The sequence below is a fragment of the Streptomyces sp. NRRL S-646 genome (assembly GCF_000720765.1).
In the GTDB taxonomy this organism is placed as follows: Bacteria; Actinomycetota; Actinomycetes; order Streptomycetales; family Streptomycetaceae; genus Streptomyces.
Map to the genome: position 1 here is coordinate 20,275 of NZ_JODC01000016.1, position 21,402 is coordinate 41,676.

The 21,402-nt window shown below is 69.0% G+C and carries 17 protein-coding genes and 3 pseudogenes; 11 read left to right on the forward strand and 9 right to left on the reverse strand.

What is annotated here, in order from left to right:
- Nucleotides 1-175: 175 nt before the first annotated feature.
- Nucleotides 176-982 carry a hypothetical protein gene (locus tag IH68_RS57355; protein ID WP_199931969.1) on the forward strand — a complete coding sequence of 269 codons (807 nt, stop codon included), beginning with the start codon at nucleotides 176-178 and terminating at the stop codon, nucleotides 980-982.
- A 343-nt stretch (nucleotides 983-1,325) separates the two neighbouring features.
- Here the strand turns inward: IH68_RS57355 and IH68_RS50485 are convergent.
- Nucleotides 1,326-2,445 (reverse strand): annotated as a pseudogene (locus tag IH68_RS50485) (RNA-guided endonuclease InsQ/TnpB family protein).
- 531 nt (nucleotides 2,446-2,976) lie between these two features.
- Between IH68_RS50485 and IH68_RS0136730 the strand changes: the two are divergent.
- From IH68_RS0136730 to IH68_RS50490, 7 genes and pseudogenes are all read left to right on the forward strand, one after another.
- A complete protein-coding gene (locus tag IH68_RS0136730) occupies nucleotides 2,977-4,134 on the forward strand; it encodes a serpin family protein (RefSeq protein ID WP_051833907.1) in 1,158 nt (385 codons plus the stop codon).
- 157 nt (nucleotides 4,135-4,291) lie between these two features.
- Nucleotides 4,292-4,702: a hypothetical protein gene (locus IH68_RS56635; protein ID WP_159403777.1), complete on the forward strand. Its 411-nt coding sequence runs from the start codon at nucleotides 4,292-4,294 to the stop codon at nucleotides 4,700-4,702.
- Nucleotides 4,703-4,710: 8 nt separating this feature from the next.
- On the forward strand, nucleotides 4,711-6,000 hold the full coding sequence (locus tag IH68_RS0136740) for a DUF2207 family protein (protein ID WP_159403778.1): 1,290 nt from the start codon (nucleotides 4,711-4,713) through the stop codon (nucleotides 5,998-6,000).
- A gap of 312 nt (nucleotides 6,001-6,312) precedes the next feature.
- Nucleotides 6,313-6,465 (forward strand): annotated as a pseudogene (locus IH68_RS58495) (IS110 family transposase); the annotation flags it as partial.
- Between the two features lie 289 nt (nucleotides 6,466-6,754).
- Nucleotides 6,755-8,263 (forward strand): hypothetical protein, encoded by a 1,509-nt coding sequence (locus tag IH68_RS0136745; RefSeq protein ID WP_159403780.1) that lies wholly within the window; start codon nucleotides 6,755-6,757, stop codon nucleotides 8,261-8,263.
- Nucleotides 8,264-8,435: 172 nt separating this feature from the next.
- Entirely contained in the window at nucleotides 8,436-10,469 is a 2,034-nt protein-coding gene (locus IH68_RS0136750) for a WD40 repeat domain-containing protein (protein WP_234341716.1), read from the forward strand.
- 52 nt (nucleotides 10,470-10,521) lie between these two features.
- Nucleotides 10,522-11,004: an IS5 family transposase gene (locus IH68_RS50490; protein WP_078912769.1), complete on the forward strand. Its 483-nt coding sequence runs from the start codon at nucleotides 10,522-10,524 to the stop codon at nucleotides 11,002-11,004.
- Nucleotides 11,005-11,254: 250 nt separating this feature from the next.
- On the opposite strand, the gene IH68_RS0136760 is transcribed toward IH68_RS50490, so the two are convergent.
- From IH68_RS0136760 to IH68_RS0136785, 6 genes are all read right to left on the reverse strand, one after another.
- Nucleotides 11,255-11,929 carry a 2'-5' RNA ligase family protein gene (locus IH68_RS0136760; RefSeq protein WP_051833909.1) on the reverse strand — a complete coding sequence of 225 codons (675 nt, stop codon included), beginning with the start codon at nucleotides 11,927-11,929 and terminating at the stop codon, nucleotides 11,255-11,257.
- 20 nt (nucleotides 11,930-11,949) lie between these two features.
- Nucleotides 11,950-13,341: an extracellular solute-binding protein gene (locus tag IH68_RS0136765; RefSeq protein ID WP_078912770.1), complete on the reverse strand. Its 1,392-nt coding sequence runs from the start codon at nucleotides 13,339-13,341 to the stop codon at nucleotides 11,950-11,952.
- Nucleotides 13,342-13,454: 113 nt separating this feature from the next.
- Nucleotides 13,455-14,276, reverse strand: coding sequence for a carbohydrate ABC transporter permease (locus IH68_RS0136770; protein ID WP_030944224.1), 822 nt, complete (start codon nucleotides 14,274-14,276; stop codon nucleotides 13,455-13,457).
- Entirely contained in the window at nucleotides 14,273-15,112 is an 840-nt protein-coding gene (locus IH68_RS0136775) for a carbohydrate ABC transporter permease (RefSeq protein ID WP_037885830.1), read from the reverse strand. The genes IH68_RS0136770 and IH68_RS0136775 overlap by 4 nt, the downstream gene beginning before the upstream one ends.
- 140 nt (nucleotides 15,113-15,252) lie before the next feature.
- Nucleotides 15,253-16,266: a LacI family DNA-binding transcriptional regulator gene (locus tag IH68_RS0136780; RefSeq protein WP_030944230.1), complete on the reverse strand. Its 1,014-nt coding sequence runs from the start codon at nucleotides 16,264-16,266 to the stop codon at nucleotides 15,253-15,255.
- Nucleotides 16,259-16,852, reverse strand: coding sequence for an HAD family hydrolase (locus IH68_RS0136785; RefSeq protein ID WP_030944234.1), 594 nt, complete (start codon nucleotides 16,850-16,852; stop codon nucleotides 16,259-16,261). Before IH68_RS0136785 ends, IH68_RS0136780 begins: the two co-directional genes overlap by 8 nt.
- 357 nt (nucleotides 16,853-17,209) lie before the next feature.
- Between IH68_RS0136785 and IH68_RS51985 the strand changes: the two genes are divergently transcribed.
- A complete protein-coding gene (locus IH68_RS51985) occupies nucleotides 17,210-18,892 on the forward strand; it encodes a serine/threonine-protein kinase (RefSeq protein WP_159403781.1) in 1,683 nt (560 codons plus the stop codon).
- Nucleotides 18,893-18,939: 47 nt separating this feature from the next.
- On the opposite strand, the gene IH68_RS0136795 is transcribed toward IH68_RS51985, so the two are convergent.
- Nucleotides 18,940-19,446: a hypothetical protein gene (locus IH68_RS0136795; RefSeq protein WP_030944242.1), complete on the reverse strand. Its 507-nt coding sequence runs from the start codon at nucleotides 19,444-19,446 to the stop codon at nucleotides 18,940-18,942.
- A 402-nt stretch (nucleotides 19,447-19,848) separates the two neighbouring features.
- Between IH68_RS0136795 and IH68_RS0136805 the strand changes: the two genes are divergently transcribed.
- The gene (locus IH68_RS0136805; protein ID WP_078912773.1) at nucleotides 19,849-20,184 is read left to right on the forward strand and encodes a hypothetical protein; all 336 of its coding nucleotides are present in this window, start codon (nucleotides 19,849-19,851) and stop codon (nucleotides 20,182-20,184) included.
- A 212-nt stretch (nucleotides 20,185-20,396) separates the two neighbouring features.
- Nucleotides 20,397-20,813 (forward strand): annotated as a pseudogene (locus tag IH68_RS0136810) (transposase); the annotation flags it as partial.
- Here the strand turns inward: IH68_RS0136810 and IH68_RS0136815 are convergent.
- On the reverse strand, nucleotides 20,806-21,291 hold the full coding sequence (locus IH68_RS0136815; protein ID WP_030944251.1) for a hypothetical protein: 486 nt from the start codon (nucleotides 21,289-21,291) through the stop codon (nucleotides 20,806-20,808). The pseudogene IH68_RS0136810 and the gene IH68_RS0136815 overlap by 8 nt on opposite strands.
- Nucleotides 21,292-21,402: the final 111 nt, after the last annotated feature.

A 21,402-nucleotide genomic window follows, 5' to 3' on the forward strand; every position in this document is an offset into this window, starting at 1 on the left:
CCTGCACGCTGCGGGTGACGAGCTGTTCACCTTGGACAGCGCGGCGCAGCCCCCGCTGCCGCTGCCATGACGTCAGAACGCCCGAATCGCCACACACAGAAAGAGCAGGTGATCGCATATGAAACGGACGTGGCGGATTGCGGGACGGGCGAAGGGTCAAGTGGCTGTGAGTCCGGTGATCGCAGATCGGTGGAGGTCGGCCGTCCGGCCGGGGGTGGACGGCCGCCTCCGGGACATCCTCTGGCCCGCGTCCTTCCCGAATGCGCCCCGGGCCCGTGTCTATGCGCACGCGCTTGCCGCGCTGGTCGTCGTCACGGCGATGTGCGCGACGTTCAGCGGCTTCTACTGGGCTGACGACCCCCAGGTCAGCGAGTACCGCGCGGGCCCGCGCGGGGTGGCGCTGGCGATGGCAGTGCCAGCGCTGGGGATGGCAGTTCCGCTGCTGCTGATGTGCATCCTGCTGGCCGGCGCCCTGCGGACCTGGCCCAGGGCGCCGCACCGGGCGCTGCCCGCTGTGGCCTGGACGGCGATGCTCGCGACCTTCCTGTGGTGGTCGTGGTGGCGTGACGGGCACGGAAACATGGGCGTGGCGGTGCTGCTGGTCCTGACGTGCGCCCTGCTCGCCTGGATTCTGCTGGCTGGCGGGGTGCAGTATCCGGTGCTGGCAGCCGTGGCCTGGATGTCATCGGCGCTCATGACCTTCCTGGTGCTGCTGTTCACCTCGTTGACGAACGACAGCGACTACTGCACGGCGAACGAGGCCGTGCATCCGGTGTCGGCGAATGTGGTGCTCCTGTGCGTGTTGGCGGCACTGGCCGCCGGATCCTTGGCGGGGTGGGTCGCATGGCTGCTCTCGCGTCGCAGGGCGCGGCCGTTGGTGCTGTACGCAATTTGGCTCGCCACGATCACCGCGACAGTCGTACTGACCCTGGCACCGCCGCTCCATGCGGCTCAGACCTGCGGCCCGTCCGGGATCGGCTGAACTTGTCCTACCTTCCAAGCGTGGGTTTGAGCTGTCCTTCGTAAGATCGGCGGGCCCGGGGGTTCTGGCGAGGCGGTCCGCACCGGAGCGATTGCCGACGCAGGAAGCGTCGCTGCCCTGCTCCTTGCAGGGCTCACGCGGGAGCAGTCATAGGCACGACAGGCTCTCCTCTGCCTGTTCCGGAGCTGGGTCAGGGCTTTCGGTTCTGGATGCGGACGACCGCTGCGGTGATCGCGGCGACCCCGCCGCCGAGCATCCCTGCCGACGATTGCGTCAGTTGCTCTTGACTTGTACTCCCTCCTGAAGCAGGGAGATTCTGGCCATCTCGTTCGTTGCGGTGCCGCTACGCGGCACGCGCTTGGAGCGGGATTCCACGACTTCCTGTTTCTCCGCGCTGTGCCGGGACGAGTCCCGGTCTTACCGGCGCTCCGCAGGCCGATACCGCCAGTCCGGCGGCCTGTTTCACATTGATCGCGGCGTTGTGGTCCCGGTCGTGGACGGTGCCACACATGGGGCAGGTCCACTCCCGTACTTGCAGGGGCTTGGGCCCGTCCCGATGTCCGCAGGTGGAGCACACCTGGCTGGTGGGCTCGAACCTGCCGATCCTGACGAAGGTCCGCCCGTACCGCTGCGCCTTGTATTCGAGCATGCCGACGAACTGTGACCAGCCCGCGTCCTGCACACTCTTGGCGTGGAGAGCTGGTGGTGGAACTCCTTGCGCGCATCAGCCACAGCCGCGTGAGCACGGGCCACCTTCAGCCGGGCCTTCGCCCGGTTCTTCGACCCCTTCTGTTTGCGGGCCAGCTCCCGCTGGACTTTCTTCAGCTTCTTCTCCGCCCGGCGCAGAAACGGGGGAGGGTGAGGCCCAGGTCGATGCCGATCGCGGCCTCGGGGTCCGGCTCCGCCCAGCGGGCCCGGTCCGTCTCGTCGTCGGTGTCGATGACAAAGCTGGCAAAGTAACGGCCCGCCGCATCCAGGACCACCGTCACACTCGACGGCGTCACCGGTAGGACCCGTGACCACTTGACCTTCACATCGCCGATCTTCGGCAGCGACAGCCGCCCACTGCTCGTGATCTTCCAGCGGGCGTTGGCCGTGAACCGGATGGCCTGCCGCGAGTCCTTGCGCGACCTGAAACGCGGCGCACCCACCCGCTTCCCCTTACGCTCCCCCTTCAACGAGGCGAAGAAGTTCTTGTACGCGGCTTCCACATCCCGCAAAGCCTGCTGCAGAACGACCGACGACACCTCGGCCAGCCAGGAGCGTTCGGGGGTCTTCTTTGCCCGGGTGATCAACCGCTGGGACAGGACGGCGGCACCGGGGTAGGGCTCCTGGGCCGCGCGGGCATCCTCACGGGCGCGTACCGCGTCGTTGAACACGACACGGACACACCCGAACGCCCTTGCCAACGCGACGCGTTGACCAGGCTCCGGGTACAACCGGAAGGCGTACCGAAGCTGCATTCGGCGATCGAACGAACACACGACACCCCCTGTCGCCGGGAACACCCGTTCCCTGCTTCACCCCTCGTGACGGCAACGTCCGGCTCCCTTATGGCCGCACCGTCCGGCTCCGCCGGAACGACACCGCGACGCTCCGCGCCGCACTCACGAGATTCGCCTCACCACCGGGCTGACGCCCGATGCACTGCGAATGAAACTCGGTAGCACCAGATCGGCCAAGTCAGTCCGTCGCTGGTGGATCTGGTTGAGGCTCTGCTGCTCGAAGTCCAGCTCGACCAACCGCAGGATGCGCTTGCCGGCGCCCGGGACCACGCGCTCCCGTGTGGCGGCACGCCGCTTCTGAGCTACTTGCGTCTTCTCTCCGGCCTGCGGGACGGCGACCGTCTGACCCCGCGGCTGATACGTACCCCTCTACGCGATTGCACTGATGCCGAGGCCGGATAGGGTGCGACAAGCTTGTCGTTCTGCACTGAGACGCCCGATCCGTTCGGGCCGGTCCGCACCGTGCGGACGGTGCGAGGGGGAGGCCGAGTGACGGCACACGTCATACCTGTTCAACATGTCGGTCACGTCCGGGAGTTCGCGGAGCGCCTGCTGACGTCGGTGGTCCGGGACGCGGCGGTGCGGGACGCGTACGGCGACTTCACCTGTTCACCCGCGGGCCTGTGGCTCGCGCTGTCGGCCGTGGCGTCCGGGACGGAGTCGGGAACGGCTCGGGAACTGCGTGACCTGCTCGGTGTGGCCGGGCCGGACGCCGCCATCGCTGTCACCGAGGTGACGGGACAGCTGGCACAGACGCAAGGCGTTGCGGTCGCGACAGGCGTGTGGTCGCGGGGCGGGGTCTACCGGGACTACCGCGAGCGCCTGCCGGACGTCCGCTTCGGGCACCTGGACCTCGCCGACGTGCGGACGCTCGATGCCTGGGTACGCGAGGCGACCGGCGGAATGATCCGCGAGCTCCCGGACGGCCCGAAGGGGGAAGAACTCCTTCTGCTCGTCAACGCGCTTCAGTTGGACGGCACTTGGGCGTCACGGTTCAAGCAGGAGGCGACGTCCGACCAGATCTTCACCGACGCCCGGGGCGTCGAGCACGTCGTCCCGACGATGGCCAGGTCGCTGCCTCGGCCGTCGTACGCGTGGACCGTGGAGGCCCCGTCCGGAAACCCGGCGGACGAGGTGGACGTGGTGGCGCTGCTGTGCACCGCGGGGCCAGAGCGACGGCCGCTGCAGGTCAGTTGTGTGCTGGGAGCGCCCGGCCGAGGCCCGGCGGAAGTCCTGCCCGCCGCCTGGGCGGCGCACGAGCGCCGGCGCCCGATCGACGCGGACGCGGTCACTATCACGCTCCCACGGCTCCACCTGCATACGCGCCTGCACGCGGAGCGGCTCCTGGCCTCGCTCGGCGCGCCCCTGGCCGTGTCCGAGCTCGCCGACTTCTCCGGCATGTCCCCCGAGCCGCTGCGCGTCGACAGGGTCGCTCAGGACTCGGTGCTGAGGATCGACGAGCAGGGGGTCCGGGCGGCTGCGGTGGCGCAGATGTGGCAGAGGACGCTGAGCGTCTCCGGCCGTGAACCGCGCACCAGGCACATCGCCTTCGACAGGCCGTTCGGCCTCGTGGTCTTCGCCGGCGACACCGGATTGCCGTTGTTCACCGCCTGGCAGGCGTCCGCACCCCGGTCGCCCCATGTCTGACGGGGTGGGCCGGGGGCCGGTCATGCAGCTGAGGCGCGAGTACGGGAGACGGACGGCCCGTGTACGTGCGATTTCAGGCATATGGGGAGTGGTGTGGCCCGCTTCGTTTCCGGGCGCGCCCAGGGCTCGGTCGACCGCGCACGCGCTTGCTGTAGTCGTGCTCGTGACGGCGGTGTGCGGGGCGTACATCGCCTTCTACTGGGCCGACGATCCGCAGGCCGACTCCCAGTCCCGCGTCGACGTGCTGACAGCGGGCCGGTCGACGATGGCGACGTACTGGCTGCTGGTCACGCCGGCGGGGCCAGCGGCGAAGGCCGTGACGCCGCTGCTGATCCTTCGTACCGCCTTGATGGACGACAGCGGCTACTGCACGGCACTGGTGCCCACGCATCCGCTGTTGGGCCGTGTGCTGCCCATCAGTGTGCTGGTCGCGTTGGCCGCGGGCTCGGCGGCCACGTGGATCATGTCGGTGCTCTCGCCTCGCCGGGCACGGCCTGCGGCCCAGACCTGCGACTCGGAGGCGGGCGCCCGAGGGATATCCAGCAGTGCTGCGGGGAAGCCGTGGTGACCCTTCTCATGGCATTCGTCTTCGGCCCGCTGCTGTACGCAGCCGCGGTGTACGGCGTACGCAGACGGGAGACTCTGCCACCCCTGCCCAGCCCCCCACCCCATCGTGAGCTGGCCGCGCCTGTGGTGAATCTGCTGTTCGGTCGAGGGGAGGTCACGCCCAAGGCGATCGAGACGACCAGCCTCCAACTCGTTGCAGCGGGTCAGCTGCGGCTCGAGCGCAAAGCAGACGGCACGCCGACCGTGCGCCTCACCCCCGCCGCTGAGGACAACCGACACCTGCGACCCTTCGAGCAACTGCTCCTCGAACGGATCCGCCACCGCTGCCGCGACAACGTCGACCGGGTGCCCATAGAGGCGCTGGGGCCTGGGGACGGCGACGAGTACTGGATATGGTGGCGGGGCTTTCAACAAAGCGTTCAGGACGAGGCGATGGCCCTCGGTCTGATCCGCCCGGCCCGCGAGAAGTACCTGACTTGGACGCTGAGGATCGCCGGGTGTCTTGTGTGGGCGGGCCTGCTGTACGGCTGCGCCGAGTTGGGCGGCGACGTCTTCGACGTAGCCTTCCAAGCGACTGTCATCGTCTTTGTCCTGCTGGGCTTCTGGTACGAACGTTTCCCGCGCAGGTCCGGTCCCCGGCTTACTCCTGCTGGCCGCCAGGCCGCGGCCCGGTGGCGCAACAGCGCGCAGGCCACCTCACATCGCCCTCCGAAACGGCAGGTGGGGGCGAACGGCCCCGAGTCGGCACTCCCCGTTCGCGAGTCCCGCCGTATCTGGTCCTCGTACAACAAGTCGTGGCATGTCGTCGACACGGCGCCGCTGGACCCGCCGCGCTGGGGCCGCATGTGGCAACTCGTCGTCGTGGCCCTCACCGCCTGCGCCATGACAGCGTCACTGGTCATGACCGCGCGCACTGCCTACGACGCGGCTGTCTGCGCCGTCCCGGTTCTGATCGGCGTGGTCCTGGCGGGTCTCTGGCTGCCGGCGCATCGCCGAATCCGCAGTCTCCCGGCCGAGTTGACCTTCCGTGGTGTGGTCATCTGCCGTTGGGACTTCACCACTCATTACGACGATCCGCCGACCTTCATCACGCACTACTGCTGCTCGATCGAGCACCCCGAATCCCGCCAGGGGTGGTCCTTCGAAGTGGACGAATGGCACCGGCCGATGTTCTCCACGGAGTCCAACCCCCAGCTGAAGGACCGCTTCAAAGTGGGCGACGTGGTCGACGTGCACTGCAGCCCCCGCCGACGCAAGATCCATCAGATCGTCGTGGTCGAGGCAACTACGAGAAGTTGATCAACATCTTCATGGTTTCCTCCTGGTGAGGCTGGCAGGTGGGCTGCTGACCTGGGTTTCAGCAGGTCAGGCCGAGTCAGATCAGTAGTCCCTACCTTGTTGATCGGGATGAGCGGGCCATTCGTAGGGTGGGCTCACCCAGGGGTGTCGGGTGTGGCTCTCAGTAGTCTGCCGACCATGGCTAGCGTCGATTGGCCGCCCGACACCCCCTGACGACTCGGCTGCTGATTGGTAATTGCGAACCGATCGCTGAATAGGGACTCGCCAGCGAGGTCGTCTGCGGGGTACAGGCAAGCGATCCGTGGAGAGCATGTGGCAGCGATCTGGGCCGGCATCGACGCTGGCAAGGGCCATCACCACTGCGTGGTGATCGACGACACCGGCAGGCATCTGCTGTCGAGGCGGGTTGCCAACAACGAAGAACACCTGCTGCGGCTTCTCGTCGACGTCTGCGACCTGGGTGAAGACGTCATCTCTGGAGGGCGATGCGGCAGCCCCGAGTTGGCGTTGGGCTGCCGCAGGACCCGAGTTCCCGTACGCACGGCAATCCGGCGGATTCCCGCCAGTAGTGTGGGACCGCCTGTGCGAGTGCGCAGGCGGGGGCTTGACCAGGGGGACACCAGGCATGCCGGAGGGGTTGGCCCAGTGGGGGCCAGAGCTTTTCATGACGCGGGAACGGGAGCGACGTAGCGGCCCGGCACCGGAGAACCACAGGGGAAGGGACATCCTGCAAGGGGGGTTCGAGCCTTGCCTGTTGGCCGTTCTGCTGCTGTCGGTGGGCAGGGAATCGGACACCGGTCTCACCAATGGGTGGTTGCCGAGGGTGCTCGCCCGCACTGGCCATCTCGCGCGCGCGACCGAGTTGGCGTACACGATCAGTGACGAACTCGAGCAGGGCACGGAGCTTCTGGAGCTGGTGAAGGCCGGGGCGGGCGCCGGAGACCTGTGCGGCGCCCAGGCGTTGGCCGAATCCATTCCCGTACGGCAGCTGCGGGACCAGGCGCTGGTCGCCCTTGTGCCGGAGTGGGCCCGTGCCGGTGAGCGTGACAGGGCGCTCGCTCTGGCGGAGAGAATTCGCTACCCGCACAACTGGGCATGGGCCTGGGCCCTGTTGGCGAAGGCGGTGGCGGACAGCGGAGACATCGACGCGGCGCTCGGATTCGCCGCTCGCGCCGACGACGAGGTGAGTTCCTACGCCGTCGAGGGAACCGAGCAGGTACTCGCCCTCCTCGTGGAGGTGGCCGTCGCAACCGGCGACCGTGATCGGGCCGTCGCACTCGCCGACCGTGTGGAGGCCGTCGCCCGGTCCGGCACCCCGGCAGGATGGTCCAAACCCCGGTCCCTGGTAGCGGTGTTGGCCCGTGAGGTGCTTGCGGGAGACCTTGGTCGGCTCGACGCTCTCCTACGTCCCGTGCCCGTTCCCGCCATCAAGGCCGGGGGAACGCTCTGTGGGTGGGCGCTCGGTGAAGCCTTCGACCAGGACACAGGCCGGGAAGAAGACCTGTCAGAAGACTTGGGAGACCCGGAAGACTTGGTAGGAGACCCGGACGAGGACACCGCACGCCCGATCCTCCTCCAATCTCCGCTCAACGCCTGGGACTTGGCGTGTGTGCTGGACGCCGTCACCGAAACCGCCGACCGCGACGTGGCTTTGGCCCTGGCCGACCGGGCCGAGACAGTGCTCGAGACCGGTGACGGCCCTCATCACGACATTCTGCTGAGGTCCGTGACACTCCTGCTGGCCCGGCATGGGCAGGCCGAGCGGACCATGGCACTCGTCGAACTCCTCGACCCCGATCTGTCCGTGCCGCGGCATGCCGAGGTCGTCGGGGAAATGGCCCGCTCCGGCGACACGGGAGGGGCCGAGTGTCTGGCTCGCGCGATCACCGACCGCCGGGCACAGGACAGGGCGCTGATCGGAGTGGTCCGGGAACTGGCTCGCCGCGGGGATCTGGGCCGAGCGGAATCCCTCGTCCATTCGATCAATGACCGTTGGGCCCAGGGCGAGGCGTTGGTGGCGGTCGTCCGGGAGACGGCCCGGCATGGCGATCCGGGCCGGGCCGGGACTCTCGCCCGATCGATCGCCTACCGCGCGACACAGGCCCGCGCACTGGCCGAACTCGCGGAACTGTCCGAGCCGTTCGACGCCCGCAGGCTCGCCGCACAGGCTGTGGCTCTCGACAGCTGGCGCACCGTCCTGCCGGTTCTGGAGCGGATCGTGCCCCGTTCGTTCGCGCTCATCGTCGATCGGATGACGAGCTGATGCGTGGCGAGGGACGGCAGCCTGCCGGGCCGTAGGCCTCCTCGTCCACCAGACCACGGCATCTCAACACGGGCACCGATCGCATCGTCGGGGGGCCGGACGTCGCCGGACGCCACCGTCGTCACCCCATGATGGTCACTGCATTGTCACTGCCGACTGCGAGACTCGTTCCATGATTTCGAAGCTGCCCTTGTACAGCCCTCGTTGGCGTGATCTTGACGGCGTGAAGGCCGAGGAGGTGGAGGCGCTCCTGGAGCAGATGGCGTCCGCGTCCGCCACCGGGAGCGGCGAGGCATGGAAGCAGACCTGGACGTACCTGGCGGCCGGCCTGATGAACGACGGAACCGTCTCCGACGGGGCCTATGCGGCCCTGCCGCATCTCGTCGAGGCGGCAGCGGCCTTGCCTCCTGGACAGACCGTGGACTTCTGGGTGGACCTGGGCTGCATCGTGACCGCCGACTACCGGCCGCCCGTCCCGGCCGATCTGGAGGCGGGGTTCGGCGCCGCTCTGCGTCTGGCCGAGCGGGCGGCCATCCGGAGCCTCCTCGCCGCCGAGACTGCCGCGCAGGCCCGCGCCCATCTCGCGCTCTCCTGCGTGGCGTTCGCCGGCCACCACATGGGCGAAGCGCTGGGGAGGTTCCTGGATCTCCGGGACAGCGGCCTCCTGTTGGTGTGCCCCGAGTGCGGGAGCGACACCGAGATTTCCGAGTTCCTCGCGGATGCGGCGCGTCCGCCTTCCGAGGTTCCAGAGCTGCCTGATCCCGCCCATGTCCGGGAGGGAGGACATCCGTGGGGCGAGGTCGCCGAAGCAGTGCAGGAGAATGCGCTGGGAGAGGAGTGGGAGTCCTTCCTGCGGGTGGCGCGTGGGGTTGCGGCGGCCGGGGTACCTGCCGAGACACCGGGGCAGGCTGTCCTGTGCCTGGTCGCCGGCGTGGTCGCGGTCAACGGCCCCCTGCAACAGGCCGCAACGGAACTGGCCTGCCAACTGATGTCGCTCACCGGGTACTTCCGCTGCTGGGACTGCGAACAGACGTGGACGATCGCCGACGGCCTGGCGGAGAATCCGGACGGTGCGCGACCCCGGGTCCATCCGACAGCGGCGTTGACAGACCACGACGGCCCGGCTGCCAGTGTGGACTCGACGGTAGCCGGCCCGGCAGGCGAAGCAGCGACACGGTTCCGGCGGGACGGGAACGTGGTGCTCGCCGCCGACGGCACGCCCTGGGGCCGTATATCGGTGTTCGCCGAGTCCGCGCCTGATGCATCCGGGGGTGTCAACGCACTGGCGGTGGTATCCGGCCCAGGTCGGCCGACGCTCGTGGCGGGTGCAGGGGACGGGGGCAGCCTTTGCCTGTGGGACGTGGTCGACGGCCGGCTCGTCCATGGCCCCCTGCCAGGGCATCCGGACCGCATCCGTTCGATGACGGCCCTGCCGCTGCCCGACGACCATGTCCTTCTGGCGAGCGGAGGCGACACCGGGACGATCGCCGTGTGGAACCCCGTCACCGGGCAGCCGGTTCGCGAACCGGCCGGCGACTGGCCCGGCGGGGTGACCGGCATGTGCACCGCGACGATCCCCGACGGCCGCACCCTGCTCGTCACCGCCACACCCCGAGGAGCGGTCCGGCTGTGGGACCCGGAGACCGGTGAATGCGTCGGGCGGCTCAATCCCTACGGCAGTCCGATCCAGTCGATCGCGGCCGTTCCGATCGCCGCCGACCACACGCTGATCGCGGCCTCGGACACCGCCGGCCGCCTTCACATGTGGGATCCAGCCGTCGACGACCCCTGGGAGACCGGCGCGGCCGTGCAACTGAATGCACGCGCGCTGGCCGATGCAGACCACCGGGTAGCTGCTGTGGCCGCTGTGCCCACCCACGACCGAACCGTGCTGGCCACGGGAGACAACCGTGGCGTGGTCGTGCTGTGGGACCCTGCCACCGGTGCTCCGATCGGTGACAGTCTGCCCTTCTCGACAGGCACCGCCGGCTTGCCGCTCATCACCGCCACCACCCTGCGCGACGGCCGCACGGTCGTGGTCACCGGCACCCAACACGGTCACCGACTGCGGATATGGGAACCGGAGACCGGCGTCGTGGAACATATCGCCCTGGACGTGGGCCTGAACTGTCTGGCGACCGCGGGTCCGGACCTGATCGCCGGACACGACCGCGGAGTCCTCAGTCTCCCGCTCACCAGAGAGTGAAGGCGCTCGGCCGCAATCCGTCCCATCCCGTCGCGCGAGGCCTCGGCACGGGATGGATCCCGGGACCTGCGGGGCGTATGCGACGGGCCGATGTACTCCAGCCGTAGATCGTTCCGGTCCTCCTCGGGGCCGGTCCCGAGGAGGACCGACCGCCAAAGTCCACCTCGCTTGCAACGGTCGCGGCCGTCCCCTCGCGATCCTGGTGACACCGAGCCAGCGCCACGACAGCATCTGCGCACGCCCGCTCCCGGCACGCATCCGCGTTCCCCGCACCGACGTCGGTCGACCCCGCTGCAGGCCTGATCAGGTCATCGCCGACAGGGCATACAGCTCCCGCGGTTTCCGTGCCTACCTACGAAAACACGGCATCGCGCACACCATCCCGGAGAAGAACGACCAGCGACGGCACCGGCAGAACCGGGGCCGACGCGGCGGGCGACCACCGGCGTTCGACCGGGAGACCTACCGCAGACGCAACATCATCGAACGCTGCTTCAACCGACTCAAGGGCTTCCGCGCCATCGCGACCAGGTAAGAGAAGACCGCGACCTCCTACGAAGCGGCGGTCACACTCGCGTCATTCCCACTCTGGGCAAGATCTGTTCGAAGACGGACTCTCGTTGCTCTTGAGACTCGGACCAACAGGTCGTTGACCATCGGCCGGAGCCCTCCTGCTCACCGGTCCGAGGCCGTCCTGCGAAGGCAACACGGCGGCCGGCCCGCGCCGTGTCAGGGCACGGTCAGCAGGACCCGTGCCCCGGCGCCGCGCTCGCCTGCGCACCCTCTCAGTGAGACAGCCTCCACGTATGCACGTGTTCCCAGGCCAGGGTGTTCCACCAGCGGCCCGTCCAGTCGTCGCTGCGGGTGCGGTAGAGGGTGACCGTGTCGCCGAGGAAGGTGGGCGGGAAGGCCACGGGGAGCCCGGTGACGTACTCCTGAGCCTCTTCGAACAGGTCCGGACGGACGTACATGTCGTGGGAGAGCAGCGACAGATGGGCCCGGAAGGTGGCCGGGTCGAAGAGGTGCTCGGCGGGGTTGGGTGCCGGTTCGTCGAGGGGCGTCACCGCCTCGTCGATCCTGGCGGCCAGGTCGCTGAAGGCCGTGTTCGGTGTGGCGCCGTCGGCGAGGTGGTGGACGTCGTATACGAGGCCCACGCCCTGCCGGCGGACGCCGGCATTGTGGACCGTGAAGGCTGGCACGTCGGCGACGGCCTCGGTCACGGCCGCGATGATCTCGGCTTCGGGGGCCGGGAGATGACGGCTGCCGACCAGCGTCGCGTGAGGCGGGAAGGCCCCGGCGGAGACGAATCCGTACTGCGCCTTCAGCTGCCCGGTCACGGCGGTGACCGCCGCGCAGGTGGCCGGGTCCGGACGCAGATAGACGCCGTAGCGGTAGGGGTCGCCGGCCCCCCGCCCGAAGCGGAGGTTGGCCGCCGGGACGGTGATGGTGTTCGTGATCATTGACGTGGTCCGGGTCCCGGTCACCGGCCCGCCTGCTTCCGGTACGCCTGGATCTTCGCCGTGCCCGCCGTCTCGGCCGCCTTCAGGGCGCTGTCCAGAGAGGTCTGGCCGCTGAACGCCTTTTGCATCTCGGGTACGACCGCGTCCCGCACGCCCTGCATGGCGCCGGTGAAGCAGCCGGCCGTGGCTGTGGTCGCCGGGGTGCTGTCGAACTGCTTGTCGAGCACGTTGTACGAGGCGTTCTTGGCCAGGAAGGCCTTCCAGGTGGGCGACTTGGCCACGTCCGTGTTGATGGGGGCGTAGCCAGACGCCATGGCGAAACGTTCCTGCGCGGGCGCGGAGGCCAGGAAGCTGATCAGCTTCCAGCTCGCCACCTGCTCGGCCGCGCTGTGTCCGACCTGGTCGACCCACAGGGCCGCGCCGCCGACGGCGGCGCCCGAGGTGGTCTTCGGACCGGACAGAGGGTAGGGCAGCGCGCTGTAGCCCTTCATGCCGGCCAGGGTGAGGCCGCCGATGCCGCCGCTGGAGTTGAACATCATGGCGACCTTGCCCGAGGTGAACGCGGCCAGCGCGGCATTGCCGTCGGTACCCGTGTCCAGGGCGACGCCGTCGGTGTAGAGCTTGGCCACCGTGGCGATGGCGGACTTCTGGGGCGCGCTGGTCAGGGACAGGGCTGTTGCCCCGGAGCCCTCGCGGCCGTTGCCCGGGGTGCAGTAGGGCCGGCCGGATGCGGCCGTCAGTTGCTCGAACCACCAGTCGTCGAAGGGCTGGTCCAGCCCCTTCACCGCCGGCAGGGCGGCGTGGATCTTGCGTGCGGCGACGGCCAGACCCGACAGGGTCCCGAGGGTCGACTTGTCCACGCCGGCCTTGGCCAGCAGTTTGTCGTTGACGTACAGCAGAGGCATCGACGTGTTCAGCGGTACGGCGAGCAGCTTGCCGCCGGCGGTGTAGTAACTGCGCGCGGCCGGGCGGAGCTTGTCGAGGTCCAGGCCCCCGGGGTTGGCGGCCGCCATCGCCCGAGCGGATACGGTCTGCCGGGCATCGCGCAGATAACCGCTGGTGATGTCGTTGGTGAGCATCACCGACGGTGTGCCGCCGTTGCGGACGGCGGAGGTGTACTTGGCGATGGCGTCGGCGTAGCTGCCCTGGAAGGACGCCTTGACCACGATCTTGCCGCTGTTTGCCTTGTTGAACGCGTCGATCTCGGCCTGCAGCGCCTGCCCGGCCGGTCCCCCGAGTCCGTGCCAGAGGGTGATGGTCACGGGCTGCTTGGCTGCGGCGAGCGCGGAGGGTCCGGGGGCGGCTCCGGTGGCCTCCTTGCCTGCCGTTCCCGACCCGCCGCAGGCGGACAGGACCATGGCACCCACGGCCATCGCGCAAGCGGCTCCGAACAACGAGGATCTTCTGGGCATGACGAGCTTCCTTGTCTTGGTGTTCACGGTATCTGCGGCACGCCGGACAGGCCTGCCGGGCAACGCGGCCGGCCACGGAGTGAACCGGTCGCACAGGGGTGGGAGCCGGGCGGCTAGGCGGTGACCCGCGAGGCGAGTCCCCGCACCAGGAACCGCTGTCCGAACAGGACCAGCAGCAAGGTGGGGAGCAGGACGAGCAGGGTCCCGGCGTAGATCACGGCTGGTGAGGTGGCCTGGTCGAGGACGAGTTGCGCCAGTCCGACCTGAACGGTGCGCCGGCTGGGCGAGTCGGTGATGAGCAGCGGCCAGAAGTAGCCGTTCCACGCTGACAGAGCGCACCACATCGCCGCCGTCATCAACTGGGGCCGGGCCATGGGCAGTACGACGTGCAGCAGCGCCCGCAGATCCCCGCACCCGTCCAGCCGGGCGGCCTCCCACACCTCCCGCGGCTGGGCGAGGAACGCCTGCCGCAGCAGGAACACCGCGTAGCCGGCGGCGAGATACGGAATGACGATGCCGAGCAGGGTGTCGCGCAGTCCGAGGGCGGAGACCAGGTCGTAGTTGGGGATGACGAGACTCTCGCCGGGAATGGCGAGCGTGGCGAGGACCAACGCGAAGGCGATACCGCGTCCTCGCCAGCGCGGGAAGACCAGTGCGTACGCGGCGAGCGCGGCGGTGATCAGCTGGGCCGTCGCCTGCAGCACGGTGACCGCGACGCTGACCAGGTACTGCCGGGTCAGTGATGAGGAGTCGAGGGCGAACCGCAGGTTGTCGAGTATCAGCCGGTCCGGCCTCGGCAGGAGTTGCCCGGCGGCGACGTCGGCCCTGGGCAGCAGCGCGGTGACGACGGTGACGTAGACCGGGAACACCACGATCAGGACCACGATGGCCAGCCACAGCCAGCGCAGGACGGAACCGGCCCGTTCGCGTGTCATGCCCACCTCCTGACTGTCCGGAACTGGATCGCAGTGATCGCGACGACGAGCAGCAGCAGGAAGACGGCCAGGGCCGAGGCGGAGCCGACCTGGGGCAGGGCCTCGCCGAACGCCCGTTGGTACAGCTCGTACACGAGCGTGGAGGTGGCGCCTGAGGGGCCGCCTTTGGTGAGGACCTGGATCTGGGTGAAGATCTGCAGCCCGCCGATCGTCTGGGTGACCAGGAGGAAGACGAGGGAGGGCCGGAGCATCGGGACGATCACCGAACGGGCCAGGCGCAGACCGGACGCGCCGTCGAGCGCCGCCGCTTCGATCACCGACTGGTCGAGCTGTGAGATCGCGGCCAGCAGCACGAGGAACGCGAACCCGAACTGGTACCAGGCGGTGGTGGCGGCGACCGCGACGACGGCCCATACCGGCGTTCTCAGCCACTCGGGGCCGGTGATGCCCATCTGGGCCAGCACCTCGTTCAGGGTGCCGACCGCGGGCGCGAACAGACCGGCGAACACGGCCGACGCGGCTGCCGCCGAGTACGCGAAGGGCAGGGTCAGCAGGAGTGACACCGCTGGGCGCGGCCGGCGCGCTGCCCGCCGCAGCGGGAGTACGGCCGCGAGCGCACCACCGACGGAGAGTGTCACGCTGAGCGCCGCGATGGCCACCGTGGCGTACAGCGCCCGTCGCAGGTCGGGCTCGGTGAACAGTTCGAGGTAGTGCGCGCCGCCCACGAACCGGGTGGGGTCGCCCAGCAGATCGGTGTCGTACAGGCTCAGTACGACACCGCGCAGGACCGGCCAGTAAGCGAAGACGAGGAGCAGTCCGACGCAGGGCAGCACCATGAGCGGACCTGCCGGGCTGGAGCGGCCCGGTCGGCCGGAGCGACGGAGTGGAACGTTCCCAAACATGAGTGGAACGTTCCCATCGATCGCTTGAGGAGGACAGCACCGATCAGGTGAACAACGGGCAAAATACTGGCAGGTCAGGGACGCGGCGGTGCCGTCGTACGGCCGACGACCAGCGCACCGGGTAGCGCCTGATGATGCTGCGGGGGCTGCTCACCGTCTAGCAGCTGGACCACCGCGTCCACGGCCCGCGTGCCGATGAGATCGATCGGCTGGCGCCAGTGCGTCAGTCCGATCAAAGACGTCGTCATGTCGCCGATGCCGTCATAGCCGGTGACCGACAGGTCCCCCGGGACGTCGACCCCCCGCAGCTGGAGCTGCTCCAGCAGGGAGATGGCATGCCGGTCACTGGGGGCCATGACCGCGGTGATCCCGTCGTGGCGCAGCACCTCGGTCACCCAGGCGCCGGCCGCCTCGCGCGTCGGCCCCTCGATCTCCAGCACCCGTGCGCCGCGCTCACGGAGGCGGCGCACCATGGCCGCCGACCGCGGGCCCATCGTCACCGAGCTGCGCAGTGGCACGGTGACCACCGCGATCCCGCGGTGCCCCAGGCCGAGGAGGTGATCCGCGAGCGCGGTGCCGCCCTCCTCCTCGTCGCAGTAGACGCTCGTGATGCTCGGATGGGTCTCCGGGCGGCCGGCCACCACGGTGGGCAGACGGGCGGCGAAGGGCAGAATCCGCTCGCTCGGCAGCAGTCCGCTGCACACGATCAGTGCCTCGACCCGCAGCATGGCGAGGGTCTCAAGTGCCCGGTACTCGTCGCTCACCTCGAAGCGGCCGGAACCGGTCGCGGTGACGACCCGGTAACCGTGGGAGGCGGCACGCTCCTGCATCGCGGTGAGCAGATGGCCGTAGAACGCGGTCGCGGCGTCACGGACGAACGCCCCCACGGTGTACGTACGGTGGGCGACCATGGCACGGGCCGACGCGTTGACGACGTAGCCCAGTTCCTGCGCGGCCAGCACGACCCGCTGCCGGGTCTCCTCCCCCACGCTGCCTCGCCCGGAGACCACGCGGGAGACCACTGACTTGGAAACGCCCGCCGCCCGGGCCACATCTATGATCGTCGGGTTCCGGGGCCGGTCAGCCATCGAGCACTCCCTCACCGATCAGAGCCGCCTTTGCCGCGTCCGCTCCGGTCCACACGTGCGCGCGCCAGCCGTGAGCTCGGGCCGCGGCGACGTTCTCCGGACGGTCGTCGAAGAAGACGACGTCACGGGGTGACGTACCCAGCCGTTCGTCGGCCGCTCGGTAGACGAGTCGGTCCGGCTTCATCAGGCCGAGATCGCACGAGAAGACCAGTGTCTCGAAGCGAGCGCTCCACGGCGCCCCGCGAACCGCCGCCGCCAAGGACCGGGGGGCGTTGGAGAGCACCCCCAGTGCTGCTCCCCTGCTCGCGAGTTCGGCCAGCAGCGCGGCGGGCGCCTCCGCGAGGGCGGCCCAGCAGTCGGTGTCGACCCGGTCCAGTCGCTCGGCCCACACCGCGTCCAGGGGGCGTCCCAGACTCTCGCCGACCAGGCGCCAGTACTCGGCGGCAGTACCGCCCAGGTCGTAGGCGCTGCGGTGGGCCCAGTACGCCCCGGCGAGTTCCGCCTCCCCCACGTCGAGAGACCGGGCCAGTTCGGTCAACGCCCTCCCCGAGGGGGCCAGGACGCCGCCGAGGTCCCAGACGACCATGCTTGAATAAATTCTTTGGGAACGTTCCACGTATGGAATCGTATCTGAACCTGTCATCGAGGATCAGGCAACGCTGGAGTTCCGGGCACGCCAGGACGTCGCTTTCCACCAACGCCTCGCCCTGACCACCTCGCGGAAACCGCACTGCCGAGGGTTCGCCAGGATGCGGCCACGGCGTCGCTGCGATTCACGGTGCGGGCGACGGCGACGGTTCGGGAGAGGAGTCCTTTGCCCCGGGGTTGGTCGTCATCGGCCGAGCCGCAGCCGCTCTGAGCGGCGCCTCCCGCCCATTCCCGGCGTTCAAGAAGCCCGTATTCTGCTGTGCTTACGGGGTGAGGTGACCAGGGGGAGGCGTACGTGCAGCCATTGGAGTCCACGGATCCGGCGGCGATCGGCGGCTACCCACTCTTGGGGCGGCTCGGCGCGGGCGGCATGGGACAGGTCTACCTGTCTCGCACCCCGACGGGCCGCCCGCTGGCGCTCAAGACGGTTCGTCCCGACCTCACCGCCGCCCCGGACTTCGAGACGCGCTTTTCCAGAGAGATCCGCAGCAGCGACCGGGTCCGTTCCCCATGGACCGTCTCGGTGGTGGACTTCAGCGCGCCCGGCCACCGCCCGCAGTGGCTGGTCACCGAGTATGTCGCCGCACCTGCCCTCGCCGACTGGGTCGCCATCCACGGCCCGCTGCCGCCTGCCACCCTACGTGTCCTGGCCGGCGAACTCGCTGCCGCGCTGGCCGCTGTGCACGCCTGCGGCCTCGCACACCGGGACGTCAAACCGTCCAACGTCCTGCTGGGTCGGGCCCGGCCCATGCTCATCGACTTCGGCATCGCCCGGGCCGCCGACGACTCCCGCCACACGGCTACCGGGGGCGTCATCGGCTCTCCTGGCTATCTGGCCCCCGAACAGGCCACCCAGGGGACCGTCACCGAAGCGGGTGACGTCTTTTCCCTGGGGGCTGTCCTCGTCTTCGCCGCGACCGGCACCAACCCGTTCGAACTACCGGGCGAGCAGCCATCGGCGGCCTCGCTCCTCTACCGCATAGTGCACGAGAACGCCCGCCTCGACGGCGTTCCGGCCGGCCTGGCACAACTTGTCGCCCGCTGCCTGGCGAAGGAACCGCAGGATCGCCCGCGAAGCGAAGAGCTGGCAACACTGCTGCGGCGGGAAGGGGCCGCCGGCGATCCGCGGGCGGGTGCCTATGGGGCCGCCGGGCCTGTGTCCGGGGCCGATGCCTGGGAACGGGCTCTTCCGCCCGGACTCGGCGCCGACCTCGCGGCGCGTGAGACAGAGGTCGCCGTCCGGTGCGCGGTGCCGCCGGACCACCCGGCCCCGGTGGCCCCCGCCCCGGCCCCTTACACAGCCGCGCCGTATCCCTCCGCCACCACCTCCGGCGCGTACCCGCCCGAGCCCCCGGGCTCCTCCACCGGACCGTTCCCGCTGCTGCCGTACGGCACCCACCACCCCACATACCTTCGCGCACGCCGCCGCATCCGCTGGATGGCCGCCGCTTGTGCCCTCACCGTTACCGCCGCCGTGACCGGCATCCTGCTGCTGCACCCCTTCGCCGCGGGCGCCCGCGGCGAAGGCACCACGTCCTCCCCGCCTCTCCCCGACGTCTCCGCTCCCGCTCTCTCCGCCAAGTGGGCCGGTGTGTGGATCGGCACGGGCCCCGGCACCCCGAACGCCGACGGCCGACTGCATCCGCGCACCGACTCCTTCAAGGTGACCCTCACCCTGCACACCGCCAACGTGGGCGAACTGGCCGGCAAGCAGGTCAGCAACATCACCGAGGCCGGCACCGGCCGGGAGGTCGGCTGCACGGAGGCCCTCGCACTTCGAGCCGTGCGCGGCACCACGGCCACGTTCGAAGCGGTCACCAGCCACCCCACCGATCGCTCGGACACGTCACTGCAGTGCGACACACGCCATCTCTACGTGGTCCAGCTCACCGACGCCGACACCATCACCCTTGGTGAGGAGGGCACCCAGTCCGCCGGTGCGCCCCAGGCTGTGCACCGCAGTCGCCGGAAATCCTGAGCAGGCCGACGGCGGACCGGGACGTCCGGCGGGAAGCATCCAGCGGCCTATGAAATGGCAACACCATGTTGCAGTTCACACCTGTCGTGCTGGAGGTGCAGCCGGCGGAGGTCTTGCAGTGCAGCGATGGGAAAGGAGTGTTGAACCCACTTCGCCCGATAGCCGTCCTCGCCATGGACCTGCAGTACTGACTGAGCGGCTTCCATGACGACGTGACCGAGAAGGTCTCGCGGCTGCGTAGAGTCCCAGACGAGAGTGCCCTTCTCGTCGGGCGCATCGAAGCTCACGGACATGTCAGGGAAACGGTAGATCGCCACATCAACCTCCGAACCCCTGCCTCGCAGAACCCACCTCACTTCAGCCGGTTCCAGGTCGAAGGAGAAGCGCTGGACAGGTATGGGGCCATACAGACCCGCCACACCGTGAAGCAAGTCGGCAAGGGCATCCGTGCAGTAGCTGACGATGTCCTTCCGTTCCGAAGAGCGATCCCTGATGAGGCATGTCGCCCACCCGCTGCCACTCAGTTCCCAACTGAACTGAAGATCGTTGGTCATCCCGCCCCTCCCGATGATCGTCTCCGAAGACGGTACAGCGCAGAGACGGGGGGATCCCCTCGCATCCAACACAACCAACCGCCGCGACTCACCAGTCAGGAGACGCACTCGTTCGCTTGGCCGGTGCCGCTGGCGCACCCTTCATCTTCATTGTGTTAGCCGCTGTTAAGTTCCGGAGGAACCCGCCGCACCTTCTCCGGCTGCGACCTGCCCAACATCCCCTCGGGCAGTGGGTCGAAGGGAGCCAGCGCCTGCATGATCGCCAGGGGGGACAATGACGCCCAGGGCGGCCTGAACACGCAGTTCTTCCGCAGTCAGCGCGTGCTTGACGGCGACCCCTTCCAGATCTCCATCTCCTAGACAAGCCCGCTCGCGTCCGGCCGCTCACCTGTCGCCAGGGCGTTGGCCAATCTGGCCGAGCTGGCGCCACCGGCCCGTGCCGTGCCGCCGCTTGAGATCACCCTGCCCGGGGGTGACCGGCTCGTCCTCCCGTTCACGTCCCATTTCAAGAGCGAGCCGGTCGACTGTTCAACGAGCACCACGCTCGAGCTCGACACATCCCTCCTGTTCGGACTACGAGGTGACGATGTCCCGGTTGTCGATCTCGATGCTTCCCTCTGTCGTGTCTCCCAGGCCTGCGGTGGCCCCAGCCGGCTGCTGGCGCTGGCCGTCAGCGACGCGGTTCTGTCGGTACAGGCCGATGCTGTCAGCGCCTCTGCAGTGACGAGTGCGACGTGAAGGGTCTTGTGAGAACCGGGCTGTCCGCCGACGGCGGCGACGCGTAGCTGGGGGCAGTGCCACGTTCCGGCGTCGGCATCGACCGTGAAGGGCTTGTAAAGCCGGAAATGGGCTTGTTCACCGGGGTCGCCGACGAGGCCGCCCGCGCGGCTTTGGTGGACGCGCTGGTCACCGACGCGCTCAACGTGCGCAAGCTGCTGGCCGGGCGGATCGAGGAACTGCTGGAGACCCACCCTCTTTCGAAGGTCCTGATGTCGATGCCAGGAGTCGGCGTCAGGACCGGAGCCCGCATCCTGATCGAGATCGGCGACGGCAGCACCTTCCCGACCGCCGGCCACCTCGCCGCCTACGCGGGTCTCGCCCCGGCGACCCGGAGCTCAGGCTCCTCGATCCGGGGCGAACAGCCCTCCAGACGAGGAAACAAGCAGCGCAAACGGGCTTTCTCCCTCTCCGCGTTCGCCGCCCTGGCCGACCCTGCATCGCGGGCCTACTACGACAAGAAGATCGCGCAGGGCAAACACCACACCCAGGCCCTGCTCTGCCTCGCCCGGCGTCGAGCCGACGTCCTGTTCACGATGCTCCTCGACGGCACGTTCTACGAACCCCAGCCCTCAGCCACAGTCACCTGACCAGCGGCTCCGCGAGGAGGACGACTCGATCAGCCGCGACGTCGAAGCCGAGCACCGGACGGCCATAGCCGCCCTCCGGATCCATCAGCACCGGCTTACCCAACTGCCGCCCGATCTCCCGAAGGAAGCCGCAGAACACATCAAGTCGCTCCTGGCCCTGCAACTCCCGCACGTCGACATCGAAATCGACTTCATCGGCGGCATAGAAACGGAAGATCGCCAGGCCATCGGCAACCGGCCAGACCCGCAGGTTCGGGCACTCGGCATCCGCCGGACGGGACAGCACGACCTCCGCCCGAGGCACCGGAAGCACCGTCTCGCCCTCGGAGTACTCGTACTGCCAGCCCCTCTCCGCGACAAGATCGAGGACCACCTGCCAGTCCTCCACCGAGGCATCCGGGACACGCACGTCCGGCAGCGCCCCCACCAGGTCCGGGTCAAAGAAGCACTTCACGTCATCCCACAGCAGATCAGCCACACCACCATGCTGCCCGGCACCCGGGCTCAACGCAGCACTGTTTCCCTTGACCAAAGACATAGGGGCACCCCCCGCCGACCGACACCGCCGGCCCGCCCCTTCACCCGATGG